Annotated in this window: 14 protein-coding genes and 1 riboswitch; of the genes, 11 read left to right on the top strand and 3 right to left on the bottom strand. The window is 70.8% G+C overall.

What is annotated here, in order from left to right:
• Nucleotides 1–110: 110 nt before the first annotated feature.
• Nucleotides 111–575 (top strand): acyl-CoA thioesterase, encoded by a 465-nt coding sequence (locus tag AB5J53_RS09460; protein WP_369245175.1) that lies wholly within the window; start codon nt 111–113, stop codon nt 573–575.
• On the opposite strand, the gene AB5J53_RS09455 is transcribed toward AB5J53_RS09460, so the two are convergent.
• On the bottom strand, nt 535–1,746 hold the full coding sequence (locus AB5J53_RS09455) for an MFS transporter (RefSeq protein WP_369245174.1): 1,212 nt from the start codon (nt 1,744–1,746) through the stop codon (nt 535–537). The two genes, AB5J53_RS09460 and AB5J53_RS09455, sit on opposite strands and share 41 nt — an antisense overlap.
• 256 nt (nt 1,747–2,002) lie before the next feature.
• Between AB5J53_RS09455 and AB5J53_RS09450 the strand changes: the two genes are divergently transcribed.
• Nucleotides 2,003–3,190, top strand: a complete 1,188-nt coding sequence (locus AB5J53_RS09450; protein ID WP_369245173.1) for an ROK family transcriptional regulator — start codon at nt 2,003–2,005, stop codon at nt 3,188–3,190.
• Between the two features lie 45 nt (nt 3,191–3,235).
• Here the strand turns inward: AB5J53_RS09450 and AB5J53_RS09445 are convergent, their stop codons facing one another.
• Together AB5J53_RS09445 and AB5J53_RS09440 are read right to left on the bottom strand one after the other, a co-directional pair.
• Entirely contained in the window at nt 3,236–3,991 is a 756-nt protein-coding gene (locus tag AB5J53_RS09445) for an SDR family oxidoreductase (RefSeq protein WP_369245172.1), read from the bottom strand.
• 163 nt (nt 3,992–4,154) lie between these two features.
• Nucleotides 4,155–5,051: an RNA polymerase sigma-70 factor gene (locus AB5J53_RS09440; RefSeq protein WP_369245171.1), complete on the bottom strand. Its 897-nt coding sequence runs from the start codon at nt 5,049–5,051 to the stop codon at nt 4,155–4,157.
• Between the two features lie 348 nt (nt 5,052–5,399).
• Nucleotides 5,400–5,530, top strand: a riboswitch (FMN riboswitch).
• 152 nt (nt 5,531–5,682) lie between these two features.
• Here AB5J53_RS09440 and AB5J53_RS09435 point away from each other — a divergent pair.
• The 9 genes from AB5J53_RS09435 to AB5J53_RS09395 all read left to right on the top strand — a co-directional run bounded on the left by AB5J53_RS09435 (nt 5,683) and on the right by AB5J53_RS09395 (nt 13,057).
• On the top strand, nt 5,683–6,285 hold the full coding sequence (locus AB5J53_RS09435) for a riboflavin synthase (RefSeq protein ID WP_369245170.1): 603 nt from the start codon (nt 5,683–5,685) through the stop codon (nt 6,283–6,285).
• Nucleotides 6,282–6,926: a nicotinamide riboside transporter PnuC gene (locus AB5J53_RS09430; RefSeq protein WP_369245169.1), complete on the top strand. Its 645-nt coding sequence runs from the start codon at nt 6,282–6,284 to the stop codon at nt 6,924–6,926. The genes AB5J53_RS09435 and AB5J53_RS09430 overlap by 4 nt, the downstream gene beginning before the upstream one ends.
• Nucleotides 6,923–8,221, top strand: coding sequence for a bifunctional 3,4-dihydroxy-2-butanone-4-phosphate synthase/GTP cyclohydrolase II (locus AB5J53_RS09425; protein WP_369245168.1), 1,299 nt, complete (start codon nt 6,923–6,925; stop codon nt 8,219–8,221). The genes AB5J53_RS09430 and AB5J53_RS09425 overlap by 4 nt, the downstream gene beginning before the upstream one ends.
• A gap of 63 nt (nt 8,222–8,284) precedes the next feature.
• Nucleotides 8,285–8,770, top strand: a complete 486-nt coding sequence (gene ribH / locus AB5J53_RS09420; RefSeq protein ID WP_369245167.1) for a 6,7-dimethyl-8-ribityllumazine synthase — start codon at nt 8,285–8,287, stop codon at nt 8,768–8,770.
• 34 nt (nt 8,771–8,804) lie between these two features.
• On the top strand, nt 8,805–9,077 hold the full coding sequence (locus tag AB5J53_RS09415; RefSeq protein WP_028803646.1) for a phosphoribosyl-ATP diphosphatase: 273 nt from the start codon (nt 8,805–8,807) through the stop codon (nt 9,075–9,077).
• 45 nt (nt 9,078–9,122) lie between these two features.
• The gene (hisG, locus tag AB5J53_RS09410; RefSeq protein ID WP_369245166.1) at nt 9,123–9,980 is read left to right on the top strand and encodes an ATP phosphoribosyltransferase; all 858 of its coding nucleotides are present in this window, start codon (nt 9,123–9,125) and stop codon (nt 9,978–9,980) included.
• A gap of 14 nt (nt 9,981–9,994) precedes the next feature.
• Nucleotides 9,995–10,450 carry a PH domain-containing protein gene (locus AB5J53_RS09405; RefSeq protein WP_369245165.1) on the top strand — a complete coding sequence of 152 codons (456 nt, stop codon included), beginning with the start codon at nt 9,995–9,997 and terminating at the stop codon, nt 10,448–10,450.
• Nucleotides 10,451–10,649: 199 nt separating this feature from the next.
• Nucleotides 10,650–11,975 carry a hemolysin family protein gene (locus AB5J53_RS09400; RefSeq protein ID WP_369245164.1) on the top strand — a complete coding sequence of 442 codons (1,326 nt, stop codon included), beginning with the start codon at nt 10,650–10,652 and terminating at the stop codon, nt 11,973–11,975.
• Nucleotides 11,972–13,057 (top strand): hemolysin family protein, encoded by a 1,086-nt coding sequence (locus AB5J53_RS09395; RefSeq protein ID WP_369245163.1) that lies wholly within the window; start codon nt 11,972–11,974, stop codon nt 13,055–13,057. Before AB5J53_RS09400 ends, AB5J53_RS09395 begins: the two co-directional genes overlap by 4 nt.
• Nucleotides 13,058–13,123: the final 66 nt, after the last annotated feature.

The raw sequence follows: 13,123 nt of genomic DNA, 5'->3' as shown, positions 1-13,123 counted from the left end.
AGCAGGGCGACCAGAGGGTCGTCGAGCCCCGCACAGACAGGGGCTCCTGAGCGGTTGCTTAGGATGGGGTGTCCCCACCGTCCCGTCCGGCACCCTCAGGAGCCCCGCCCGTGACCGCCGAAGCACCACCCGCCGCCCCCGTGCTTGCCTACGGGCGGCTGATTCCCGTGACCGTCCACTTCGACGACCTGGACGCGCTCGGGCTGCTGCACAACGCCCGCTACCCCGTGATGGTCGAGCGTGCCTGGACCGCGTTGTGGAACGAGCGCGGCTTCGGCGGCTTCGAGGGCGACTGGGAGGCGGCGGGCGACTTCTGCAACGCCGTCAAGGAGTTGCGGATCAGCTACGAGGCTCCGATCAACCGGCCCGGCGCCTACGCCGTCCACCTCTGGCTGGAGCGGCTCGGGAACACCGGACTGACGTACGGCTTCCGCTTCTGCTCGGCCGACGGCTCGGTGACGTACGCGCACGGCACCAGGGTGCTCGTCCGGCTCGACGCCGGGACGCTGCGCCCGACGCCGTGGAGTGACCGGTTCAGGGCCTTGGGTCGGGAACTGCTGCGCTCGCGGGGCTGACCTTCGGCCGGTTGCGGTCGCCCGCGCGCAGCACGCCCGCGAACGCGACGAGCCCGCACGCCAGCACCGTGACCAGCCCGAACGACACCACCAGGCTCGTCGCCTGCGCCAGCGTGCCGATCGCGCCCGGCGCGACCAGACCCGAGGTGTACGTGATGGTGGCGACGCCCGCGATGGCCTGGCTGGGGTTGGGGCCGCTGCGCCCGGCCGCGGCGAAGCAGAGGGGGACGACGACGGCGATGCCGAGGCCCAGCAGGGCGAACCCGCCCATCGCCACCGCGGGCTGGTTCGCGACGACGATGAGCAGCCCCCCGGCCACGGCCAGGACTCCGCCCGCCCGTACGGTGCGCAGGGCGCCGAAGCGGTTCACCACCGTGTCGCCGGCCAGCCGGGCCAGCGCCATGGTCAGCATGAAGCCTGTCGTCGACGCCGCCGCGAGACCTGCCGAGGAATCCAGCTGGTCCCGCAGGTAGACCGCCGACCAGTCCAGGCTCGCGCCCTCCGCGAACACCGCGCAGAAACCGACCGCGCCGATGAGGAGGGCCGACTTGGGCGGCAGCGCGAACCTCGGCGGCGGCTCCTCGTCCTCGGCGGGCTGCAGATCGAGCACCCATCGACAGGCGAGCACCCCGAGGAGCGTGAGGGCCGCTGCGGCCAATGCGTGGTGCAGGCGGGCGTCCGAGCCCAGGTGCGCGGCCAGCGTGCCCGCGGCCGAGCCGATCAGGGCGCCCGCGCTCCACATACCGTGCAGCCCGGACATGATCGACTTGTCGAGCCGCCGCTCGATCTCGACGCCCAGCGCGTTCATGGCGACGTCGGCCATGCCCGCCGTGGCGCCGTAGGTGAACATCGCCAGGCACAGAGTGAGCAGGTTGGGCGCGAGGGACGGCAGGATCAGGGCCAGCGTCCACAGGGCGATCAGCCCGCGCAGCGCCGAGCGGGATCCGAAGCGATGGCTGATACGCCCCGCCAGCGGCATGGAGACGGAGGCGCCGAACGCCGTGAAGGAGAGGGCGAGGCCCAGTTGGCCCGCGCCGACGGAGGCGTGGTCCTGGATCCAGGGCACGCGGGTCGCGAACGAGCCCGTCACCGCGCCGTGCACCGCGAACACGGCGGCCACGGCGTACCGGGCCCGCTTCAGCTCGCGCATGTCGTAGACCACTTCACCCATGGTGCCGCTGCCCCTCCCGGACGTCCTCCCCGTACTGCCGCTGTAAACTATCAGGAACCCTGCCTGATAAATAGCGGATTTAAGGCCGGGGGTTCATGCCCCTCACTCATCCGGAGGAGCCCGTGGTCTGGGAAGAGCCCATGATCTGGTCTGGGACGGGCCCACGATCTGGGAAGAGCCCGTGGTCTGGGCGGAAGCCGTGGTCTGGGAGGAACCCGTGAGCTGGAAGGAACCCGTGATCTGGGAGGATCCCCGCATGCCCGCATCACCCAGCACCGCCCGGGCCATCAACGACCGGCTCGCCCTGAGCCTGCTCCAGCAGGAAGGCCCTTTGACGGCCGGGCAGTTGAAGCAGCTCACCGGGCTGTCCCGGCCCACGGTCGCCGACCTCGTCGAGCGCCTCACGGCAGCTGGGCTGATCTCCGTGGTGGGGGAGTCGGGGGAGCAGCGGCGCGGCCCGAACGCCCGCTTGTACGGGATCGTCGCCGACCGGGCCCACCTCGCCGCCCTCGACGTGCGCACCGAGGGCGTCTCCGTCGTCGTCTCCGATCTCCTCGGCGCGGAGCTGGCCCGGGCGTCGGTGCCCATCGCGGACGACACCGGCACGGGGCCCGCCGTCGAGCAGGCGGTCACGCTGGTGGAGCGCGCGGCGAAGGAGGCGGGGGCGGAGCGACTGCACACGGTCGGCATCGGAGCCCCCGGTCTGATCGACCCGGCCACCGGGGAACTCCGTGACTCCTCGGGCCTGCCCGAGTGGCACCGCCGCCTGGTGGCCGCCCTTCAGGAGCGCCTGCCCGCCCGTGTCCTGGTCGAGAACGAGACGAACCTCGCCGCCCTCGCCGAACAGCGCGACGGCGCCGCGCGCGACCGCGACACGTTCGTGCTGCTGTGGCTGGGGCACGGCACCGGTGCCGCGGTGATCCTCGACGGCCGGCTCCGCCGCGGGGCCTCCGGCGGCACCGGTGAAATCGGCTTCCTCCCCGTTCCCGGCACGTCGACCCTCCCCTCGGCGACGGACTGCGAGGGCGGCTTCCACTCGCTGGCGGGATCGGCGGCGGTCGCCGGGCTGGCGGCGCGGTACGGCGTCGTGGCGGAGCCGGCTCCGCACGAACCGCACGCGGCGGCGCTGGTGAGGGAGGCGGTGGCGACCCCCGACGCCCCGGCCTCCTCCCTTTTCCTCGACGCCCTCGCCGACCGTCTCGCCATCGGTGCCGCCTCCGTCATCGCCGTACTGGACCCCGGCTGCGTGGTCCTGGGCGGCGAGGTCGGCCAGGCGGGCGGGGTCGCACTCGCCGCGCGGGTGGAGGAACGCCTCGCACGGATGTCGCCGCTTCCGACGGAGGTGCGCGCGAGTGCGCTGGGCGGTGGGGCGGTGCTCCGCGGCGCGCTGCTCACCGCCCGCGACGGCGCACAGGAGGAGCTCTTCGCGCCGCGGGCCGGGTAGGGGCGGACGGGGCGAAAATCCCACCCACCCGCACCCACGCCGCGGTCACCCCTGCCGCTCACCCCCGAACCGCGCCGCCAAGTACTCCTCGAACGTGCCCTTCCCCACGGCCTGCCCCGGCGTCAGATGCCCTCCACCCCGAAACGCCCGATACGTCTTCCCCACAAGCCGGACGTTGAACAACGGGCGCCGCTTCCCGGCGGCTCGCAGATAGGCACGGGCCAGCGAGGGAAACGTACGCACCTCGGGCCCGCCCATGTCATCGGCGCGCCCCGCCGGCGCGCCGACCGCCAGCGAGGCCAGCCGGTCAGCGACCTCGGCGACCTCGATCGGCTGGTCGCTGACGCCGGCGGGGAGGTGGAGGACCGGCAGCCTGGCCATGGTGGCGAGGAGCTGGACAACGAGGTCGTGGAACTGGGTGGTGCGCAGGATCGTCCAGCCGAGCCCCGACTCCTCGACCAGCTTCTCCACCGCGAGCTTGGTCCTGTAGTAGCCGAGCGGCACCACGTCCACACCGACGATCGAGATGTAGACCAGGTGCGGAACACCCGCCCGGCGCGCGGCCGCGATCAGATGTGCGGCCGCCCGCTCGTCACCCCCGCGCGGCGTAGTCGCACAGTGCACGATCGCGTCCACGCCCGCAACGGCGGCGTCCAGCCCCGCGCCGCCCTCGCGCAGATCGACGGCGTACGGCTGCGTGTGCCGGCTGAGCACCCGTACCTCGTGGCCGTCCGCCCGCAGCCGCTCGGCCACGAGTCGGCCGAGGGTTCCGGTGCCGCCGGTCACCAGGATCGTGGTCATGCTTTTCAGTCCCTTCGGACGTCGGACGCCCCCGGGTGGACCGCCCTCCGTCAGCTGAGACCGGGCAGGCACCACGCATGTGACAACGCCCGGCCAGGACTTGACCCACGACCAGGACGTGGCCGGATCCGGACCCTGCGGGTCAGGCCTGGACCAGGCCGGTTCAAGCCTGTGCCCGCTCCAGCTGGCGGCCCACGAACTCCAGCTTGTCCGGGTTCAGCACCGCTCGCACCTGCGTGCACACGCCTTCGTGGACCTCGAACGTGACGACACCGAGCGGACGGTCGTCCGCCCGAACGAGCAGCGCGGCGCGTCCGTTGACCTCGGCCACCATGAAGTCGACGTCCTCCGTCGCGAACGAGCCCAGGACGCCCGCCAGGAACCGCAGAACCTTCTCGCGCCCCTCGATCGGCCGCCGCGCCGCGGAGACCTTGCCGCCGCCGTCGGACCACCAGGTCACGTCCGCCGCGAGCAGACTCTCCAGACCGGCCAGATCGCCCTCGCGGGCCGCCGTGAGGAAGGACGCGACGAGCCCGGCCTGTTGCTCGGGCGCGGCCTCGAAGCGGGCCTTGGGCGCGGCGACCCGCTGGACCGCCCGCCGGTACAGCTGACGGCAGTTGGCCTCGCTCAGCTCCAGTACGCCGGCGATCTCCCGATGGCCGTACGCGAAGGCCTCTCTCAGTACGTACACCGCGCGTTCGGTCGGGGTGAGCCGCTCCAGGAGGACCAACAGGGCCATGGACACGGCGTCGCGTCGCTCGGCCGACTCCAGGGGGCCGAGCGTGCCGTCCGAAGTGATCACGGGCTCGGGCAGCCACGGCCCGGCGTACTGCTCGCGCCGTGCGCGGGCCGAGGTCAGCCGGTTGAGGCAGAGATTGGTGACGACCTTGGCGAGCCAGGCGCCGGGCTGGTCGATGCCCGCGCGGTCGGCGCCGCTGAAGCGCAGATACGCGTCCTGCACGGTGTCCTCCGCGTCCGCGGCGGAACCGAGCATGCGGTAGGCCAGCCCGAAAAGCCGCGGGCGATACGTCTCGAATTCGTCGGCGAGGCTCGTCGTCACGCCTCCAGCCTCGCAGAGAGGGTTGGAGACCCGGCGGCGGGGCAAGGGCCTCCGTCACCGCCGCCGGGTCGATCGGGGGGGGCGACCATTCGGTGTCGACGAACCGGACGCGCTGCCGGTCGGACGGGTTGACCGAACCGCCGGAAACGAAGCAGTGATCGCCGACCTTAAATGGACTAGACCAAAGCGTCAATGGGTATGGATCATTATCAAGGGCGTGCGCCGGAGCGGAAGTTGGCCGCTCGCGCGCCGCGCGAGAAGTCCATCCATATGGCCTGTGAGCCACCCCACAGGCATTCGCCCGCATGGGCGTCGATCAGGCGTGGCACACTGGCTCTGTACCAGAAGCAGCGCACTCCGGGGTCGGTGAAATTCCGAACCGGCGGTTACAGTCCGCGACCCGGTCGCTTCCAGCGGCCGGTTGACCAGGTGAAATTCCTGGACCGACGGTTAAAGTCCGGATGGGAGGCAGTGCGCGGCGGGCGGGCATTCGTGCGCGCTGCCGTTTGTTGCGACGTGTCCCATGGGACACGTCCCCTTGCGGCGTCGCTCCCGGTGTCGTCGTCCGCTCATTCTGTCGTCATCGACAGGCCCCGGAGTCCGTGCCCCATGAGGCAGGAGGACCCGGGAAGTGTTCACCGGAATCGTCGAAGAGCTGGGTGAGGTCACCGCCGTCGAGAACCTCGACGACGCCTCCCGTTTCCGTCTGCGTGGCCCAGTCGTCACGCAGGGCGCGCAGCACGGCGACTCCATCGCCGTCAACGGCGTCTGTCTCACGGTGGTCGACCACGAGGGCGACGAATTCACCGCCGACGTCATGGCCGAGACCCTGGACCGCTCCAGCCTCGGCGCTCTGACCGTCGGCTCCCGCGTCAACCTGGAGCGCCCCATGGCCGTGGGCGAGCGCCTCGGCGGGCACATCGTGCAGGGACACGTCGACGGCACCGGCGCGGTCATCGAGCGCAAGCCGTCCGACAACTGGGAGATCGTCAAGATCTCGCTCCCCGCCGACCTCTCCCGCTATGTGGTCGAGAAGGGCTCCATCACGGTCGACGGCATCAGCCTGACCGTCGTCGACGCGGGCCCCGACTACTTCACCGTCAGCCTCATCCCGACCACACTCGCGCTGACCACGCTCGGCCTCAAGCAGCCGGGCGACCCGGTCAACCTCGAGGTCGACGTCATCGCCAAGTACGTCGAGCGGCTGCTGGGCCCGCAGGGAGCAGCCAAGTGAACTGGCTCAACTCCGAGGCCTTCGTCCTCTTCGACCAGCACATCAAGTGGTCGGACATGATCGGCAACGTCATCGGTCTGATCGCCCTCGCCCTCGGCTGGCGGCGCTCCATATGGAGCTGGCCCGCCCAGTTCCTGTCGGGCGTCGTCCTCTTCGCGGCCTTCTCGACGGCCCACCTCTCCGGCAGTGCCGGCAAGCAGGTCGTCGTCATGATCGTCGCGGTGTACGGCTGGTGGCAGTGGAACCGCGGCAGGGGACAAGCGGCGGACGGTTCCATCGCCGTCCGCTTCGCCACCTGGCGCGAGCGCGGCTACCTGATCGGCGCCGCGGCCGTCGGCACCGTCGCGGTGGCCGGCCTGTTCTTCGCGTACCCGTCCCTCTCCTGGGACCCTTGGCCGGACGCGTACATCTTCGTCGGCACCATCGTCGCCATGTACGCCCAGGCACGCGGCATGGTCGAGTTCTGGTTCGCCTGGCTGCTGGTGGACCTGGTGGGCGTGCCGCTCAACTTCGCCAACGGCTTCGCCTTCTCCGGTTTCGTCTACGTCCTGTACGGCGCGCTCGTCCTGTGGGGCATGCGCGACTGGTGGCTGCGCTCCCGCAAGGCCGGGCAGCCCGTCCTGGAAGGAGCCCCGGCATGACAACGGCGCCGGTTTGGTACAGCACCGGGCACGATCTCGATGCCTCGGACTTCGCGCTCGACCCGGTCGAGAAGGCCATCGCCGACATCGCGGCGGGCCGCCCGGTCGTGGTCGTCGACGACGAGGACCGGGAGAACGAGGGCGACCTCGTCATCGCCGCCGAGAAGGCGACCCCCGAGATCGTCGCCTTCATGATGAGCGAGTGCCGCGGGCTGATCTGCGCGCCCATGGAGGGCGACGAACTGGACCGGCTCCGGCTCCCGCAGATGGTCGACGACAACACCGAGTCGATGAAAACCGCGTTCACAGTGTCGGTGGACGCGTCCGCCGCTCACGGTGTGACCACCGGCATCTCGGCATCCGACCGTGCCACCACGCTTCAGCTGCTCGCCGACGGCAGGGCCCAGGCGGACGACTTCGTGCGCCCCGGCCACATCTTCCCGCTGCGCGCCAAGCCCGGCGGCGTCCTGGTCCGCAACGGCCACACCGAGGCAGCCGTCGACCTGGCCCGTCTCGCGGGCCTTCGCCCGGCCGGTGCGATCGTCGAGATCGCGGGCGAGGACGGCCGCATGCTCCGCCTGCCCGAGCTGATCCCCTTCGCCCGCAAGCACGGCCTGACGATCATCTCCATCGAGGACCTGATCGCCTACCGCCGCACCGCCGAGCCCACCGTCCGCCGTGAGGCCGAGGTCCACCTGCCCACCGCCTTCGGCGAGTTCACGGCCTACGGCTACCGCTCCACCGTCGACGGAGTCGAGCACGTCGCCCTCGTCCACGGCGAGATCGGTGACGGCGAGGACGTCCTCGTCCGCGTCCACTCCGAGTGCCTCACCGGCGACGTCTTCCACTCGCTGCGCTGCGACTGCGGCCCCCAGCTGCAGACGGCCATGGAACGCATCCAGACCGAGGGCCGCGGCATCGTGGTCTACCTGCGCGGCCACGAGGGACGCGGCATCGGGCTGCTCTCCAAGCTGCGCGCGTACGAGCTTCAGGAGCAGGGCCGCGACACGCTCGACGCCAACCTGGAGCTGGGCCTGCCCGCCGACGCCCGGGACTACGGCGCGAGCGCCCAGATCCTGGAGGACCTCGGCGTGCACAGCCTGCGCCTGATGACCAACAACCCCGACAAGACCGACGCGCTCGTCCGGCACGGCCTCAAGGTCTCCGCTCGGGAACCGATGCCCGTACAGGCGGGCGAGCACAACCTCCGCTACCTGCGCACCAAGCGGGACCGGATGGGTCACGACCTGCCCTGGCTGGACACGACCACCGTGTCCGCCTGCGGCAACCAGTAAGAACGGCAATACCAGCAACAACGGCACTATCGGCAACACTGCACAGCGGCACTGAGGAGAGACGTGAGCGGCAAGGGTGCACCTGAACTGTCCGTACGCAACTGCGGCGACCTGCGCGTCGCGGTCATCGCGGCACAGTGGCACGAAAAGGTGATGGACGGCCTCGTCGACGGCGCGCTGCGCGCCCTGCACGAGCTGGGGATCGACGAGCCGACCCTGCTTCGGGTCCCCGGCAGCTTCGAGCTGCCGGTCGTCGCCAAGGTCCTGGCGGGCCGCGGCTACGACGCGATCGTCGCGCTCGGCGTCGTCATCCGTGGCGGCACCCCCCACTTCGAGTACGTATGCCAGGGCGTCACCCACGGCCTCACCCAGGTCTCCATCGACACCGGCGTGCCCATCGGCTTCGGCGTGCTGACCTGCGACACCGAGGAGCAGGCCCTGGACCGCGCGGGCATCGAGGGCTCCAACGAGGACAAGGGGCACGAGGCGGTGACGGCCGCGGTGGCGACCGCGGCCACGCTGCGCTCAGTATCTGAACCCTGGCGCTGAGGAACCCCCGTGAGCGCGTAGGGTAGGCAGCACCATGTCCAAGAAGACGTTCGAGGAGCTCTTCACCGAGCTCCAGCACAAGGCCGCCAACGGCGATCCCGCCACTTCGCGTACCGCCGAGCTGGTCGGCAAGGGCGTCCATGCCATCGGCAAGAAGGTCGTCGAAGAGGCCGCCGAGGTCTGGATGGCCGCCGAGTACGAGGGCAAGGACGCCGCCGCCGAGGAGATCTCGCAGCTGCTGTACCACGTCCAGGTGATGATGGTCGCGCGGGGGATCTCCCTCGACGACGTGTACGCCCACCTGTAGATCCCGCTGTTCCCCAACCCCCATCACGCAAAGGAAGCCGACCTCATGCTGCGCATCGCCGTCCCCAACAAGGGTTCCCTGTCAGGCCCTGCGGCGGAGATGCTGCATGAGGCCGGCTACCAGCAGCGCCGGGAGTCCAAGGAACTGAGGATCGTCGACCCGGAGAACGAGGTCGAGTTCTTCTACCTCCGTCCTCGCGACATCGCGATCTACGTCTCCTCCGGCCGCCTCGACATCGGCATCACCGGCCGCGACCTGCTCATCGACTCGGGCGCCAACGCGGAGGAGATCCTGCCGCTCGGCTTCGCCCGCTCGACCTTCCGTTTCGCCACCAAGCCGGGCACGGCGGGCGGCATCGCGGACCTCTCCGGCATGACGGTCGCCACCTCGTACGAGGGCATCGTCGCCAAGCACCTCGCCGACCACGGCGTCGACGCCTCCGTCGTCCACCTCGACGGCGCGGTCGAGACCGCCATCGAACTGGGCGTCGCCGAGGTCATCGCCGATGTCGTCGAGACCGGCACCTCGCTGCGCAACGCGGGCCTCGAGGTCTTCGGCGACCCGATCATGAAGTCCGAGGCCGTCGTCGTCCGCCGGGTCGGAGCCGACACCGCCGAGGACGCCGAGCCCAAGGTGCAGCAGTTCCTGCGCCGCCTCCAGGGCGTCCTGGTGGCACGGACGTACGTGATGATGGACTACGACTGCCGCGCCGAGCACCTGGAGAAGGCTGTCGCCCTCACCCCGGGCCTGGAGTCGCCGACCATCTCGCCGCTGCACAACGAGGGCTGGGTCGCCGTGCGCGCCATGGTCCCCGCCAAGGAGGCCCAGCGGATCATGGACGACCTGTACGCGCTCGGCGCGCGGGCCATCCTGACCACCGCCATCCACGCCTGCCGGCTCTGACGGGACTGCCGGACATGTCAGACCTTCCCACCCTTCCCGTCACATTCCGACCGTCCCGCACCCGGGCCGTGCTGCTCACCGCGGGCGCCGCGATCTTCGTGGTCATCACGACGGTCGCGATGCTCCTGGAGCAGCTCGGCCCGGGGGAGCGGCTCAGCTTCATCTTCACCGCGGCGCTGCTCTTCGGGGTGCTCCTGCTGCTCTCCCGGCCCAAAGTCGTCGCCGACGAGAACGGCGTCACCGTCGTCAACATCGCCGGCAAACGACACCTGGACTGGGCGGAGATCCTCCAGGTCAACCTGCGCCCCGGTGACCCCTGGGTGTTCCTCAACCTCAGTGACGGCACCAGCCTGCCCGCGCTCGGCATCCAGCCGGGCATCGCCAAACAGCGCGCGATCGAGGACGCCCGCGCCCTGCGTGCCCTCGCCGAGGCCCGCTCCATCGGCGACCCCGAGAAACATGAGGGCTGACTCTCAGCCTTCCACCCTGCCCGCCGGGCCCATGTCTTGATTAATCTGTTGGCGGAGGCGTTTTCGTTGCGCCTCCGTCTCTGATGTGCCACCCGGAATTCAGAGGCCCCCTGCTACCCGAGGAGTGACTCCCTCCAGCGATGGACGGATCGTCCTGTAGTACCTGCGCCGCCCCCTCCCGACATATCGAGGCGGCGGCATGACCATCCCCCTGCTGCTCCTTGGGGCGGCATTCCTGCTGATTCTCGCCAACGGCTTCTTCGTCGCGGCGGAGTTCGGCCTCGTCACGGTCGAGCGCCCCGACGCCGAGAAGGCCGCGGCCGACGGCGACCGACGGGCTCAGACCGTCGTGAACTCGCTCAAGGAGCTGTCCTTCCAGCTCTCCGGTACCCAGCTCGGCATCACCATCACCTCGCTCGTCGTCGGCATGCTCGCCGAACCGGCGCTCGCCGAGCTGCTGCACGGCCCGTTCACCGCGATCGGCATCCCCGAAGGCGCCGTGTCCGGTGTCGCCGTGGTGGTCGGCATGCTGCTCGCCTCGGCCGTGCAGATGGTCATCGGCGAACTCGTGCCCAAGAACTGGGCGGTGTCCAAGCCCCTGCAGGTCGCTCGCTTCGTGGCGGGCCCGCAGCACATCTTCTCGCGGCTGTTCCGGCCGGTCATCGCCGCCCTCAACGCGGTCGCCAACCGGCTCGTACGGGCTCTCGGCGTCGAGCCCGCCGAGGAGCTGGCCTCCGCCCGCACCCCCGGAGAACTCGTCTCGCTCGCCCGGCACTCGGCGCAGGCCGGTGCCCTGGAGCAGGACACCGCGGATCTCTTCGTACGGACCATCTCGCTCGCCGACCTGACCGCGCAGCACGTCATGACCCCGCGCGTGAAGGTCAGCGCGCTGCAGTCGTCGGCGACCGCCGAGGATGTCGTCAACCTCACCCGCGCCACCGGCCTGTCCCGCTTCCCCGTCTACCGGGAGCGGATCGACGAGATCGTCGGCATGGTGCACCTCAAGGACGCCCTCGCGATCCCCTCGCGCGACCGGCTGCGCACCCCCGTCGGCAGGATCGCCCAGGCCCCGCTGCTGGTCCCGGAGACGCTGCCCGTGCAGCCCCTTCTGGAGCAGCTGCGCAGCGAGCAGCCGATCGCCGTCGTCGTCGACGAGTACGGCGGTACGGCGGGCGTCGTCACCCTGGAGGACATCGTCGAGGAACTCGTCGGCGAGGTCCGCGATGAACACGACGGGCAGGACCTGCCCGAACTCGCGGCGGCGCCGCCCGAGGACGGGCGGCCCGCGTGGGACGCCGACGGCAGCTGCCGGGTGGACGTCCTGCTGCGCATAGGACTCGACGTGCCCGAGGGGCCGTACGAGACCGTCGCGGGCCTCGTCGCCGACCTGCTCGGCCGGATCCCCGCCCCCGGCGACAAGGCCGAACTCCCCGGCTGGCGCCTGTCGGTGCGCCAGGTCGGGCACTACCGCGCCGAACGCGTCCGCTTCGTGCGGACCGCGCCCGCTGCGGAGGCCGTCCGATGAGCGTGCTCCAACTCCTTTTCGCCGCGCTGCTGGTGCTCACCAATGGCTTCTTCGTCGGCGCCGAGTTCGCGCTCGTCTCCGTGCGGCGCAGCCAGATCGAACCGCTGGGGACCGCGCGGGCCCGACAGGTCCTGTACGGCCTCGAGCGGCTCCCGCAGATGATGGCCGCGGCCCAATTCGGCATCACCGTCTGCTCGTTGACGCTCGGCGCGGTCGCCGAGCCGACCGTCGCCCATCTGCTGGAGCCGGTCTTCGAGGCGATTCATCTGCCCGACGGGCTGATCCACCCCCTCGGATACGTCATCGCGCTCGCCCTCGTCGTCTTCCTCCACCTCGTCATCGGCGAGATGGTGCCGAAGAACCTGGCTATGGCCGCGCCCGAGAAGACGGCGCTGTGGCTGAGTCCCGGCCTGGTCGCCTTCGCGCGGCTGTGCCGGCCGGTCACCGTCGGCCTGGGCGCCTGCGCCCGGCTGATCCTGAAGCTGTTCCGTGTGGAGCCGAGGGACGAGGTCGAGGCGGTCTTCACCAGCGAACAGCTCAACCGGCTGGTCGAGGACTCGGGCCAGGCGGGCCTGTTGGAACCGGAGGAGCAGGAGCGTCTGGAGGACGCCCTGGAGCTGGGCTCCCGCCCGGTCACCGACGTCCTCCTGGACCGCGACTCCCTGGTGACCGTTGGGCCCTCGGTCACCCCGGGCCAGGTCGTCGCGCTCACCGCGCGCACCGGGTACTCCCGCTTCCCGGTGGCCGCCGAGAACGGTGCCTTCATGGGCTATCTGCATGTGAAGGACGTACTCGACCTGGAGGAGTCCGAGCGGGCGGTGCCGCAGCAGATCTGGCGGCCGATGACGACCCTGCGGTGCGAACTTCCGCTGGACGACGCGTTGACCGTGATGCGTCGCGCCGCGACCCACCTTGCCCAGGTCGCCGACGCTTCGGGCAAGGTGCTGGGGCTCGTGGCCCTGGAGGACGTCCTGGAGCTGCTGGTCGGCGAGGTACGGGACCCGGCACACCGAGAGATTCCGCCCCTACGCGTCTCGGAACCCCGCCCGAGCGAGACCCCGGAGGAAGCGCTGGCGAGCTGAGCCAAGGGGTATCTCGCCCCCTCCGCCCCTACCCGCCCCGACCAGCCTGTCGGCTGCGGGTGGGTG

It is taken from the genome of Streptomyces sp. R41, from assembly GCF_041053055.1.
Classification (GTDB): domain Bacteria; phylum Actinomycetota; class Actinomycetes; order Streptomycetales; family Streptomycetaceae; genus Streptomyces.
The sequence above is the reverse complement of the archived record's forward strand: the minus strand, read 5'-3'. Positions and strand labels throughout refer to the sequence as shown.

Bases quoted from the DNA above. Each gene is read 5' to 3' on its own strand.
- AB5J53_RS09455 (WP_369245174.1), bottom strand. From the start codon at position 1,746: ATGGGTGAAGTGGTCTACGACATGCGCGAGCTGAAGCGGGCCCGGTAC.
- AB5J53_RS09450 (WP_369245173.1), top strand. From the start codon at position 2,003: ATGCCCGCATCACCCAGCACCGCCCGGGCCATCAACGACCGGCTCGCC.
- AB5J53_RS09445 (WP_369245172.1), bottom strand. From the start codon at position 3,991: ATGACCACGATCCTGGTGACCGGCGGCACCGGAACCCTCGGCCGACTC.
- AB5J53_RS09425 (WP_369245168.1), top strand. From the start codon at position 6,923: ATGACAACGGCGCCGGTTTGGTACAGCACCGGGCACGATCTCGATGCC.
- AB5J53_RS09415 (WP_028803646.1), top strand. From the start codon at position 8,805: ATGTCCAAGAAGACGTTCGAGGAGCTCTTCACCGAGCTCCAGCACAAG.
- hisG (WP_369245166.1), top strand. From the start codon at position 9,123: ATGCTGCGCATCGCCGTCCCCAACAAGGGTTCCCTGTCAGGCCCTGCG.
- AB5J53_RS09405 (WP_369245165.1), top strand. From the start codon at position 9,995: ATGTCAGACCTTCCCACCCTTCCCGTCACATTCCGACCGTCCCGCACC.
- AB5J53_RS09400 (WP_369245164.1), top strand. From the start codon at position 10,650: ATGACCATCCCCCTGCTGCTCCTTGGGGCGGCATTCCTGCTGATTCTC.
- AB5J53_RS09395 (WP_369245163.1), top strand. From the start codon at position 11,972: ATGAGCGTGCTCCAACTCCTTTTCGCCGCGCTGCTGGTGCTCACCAAT.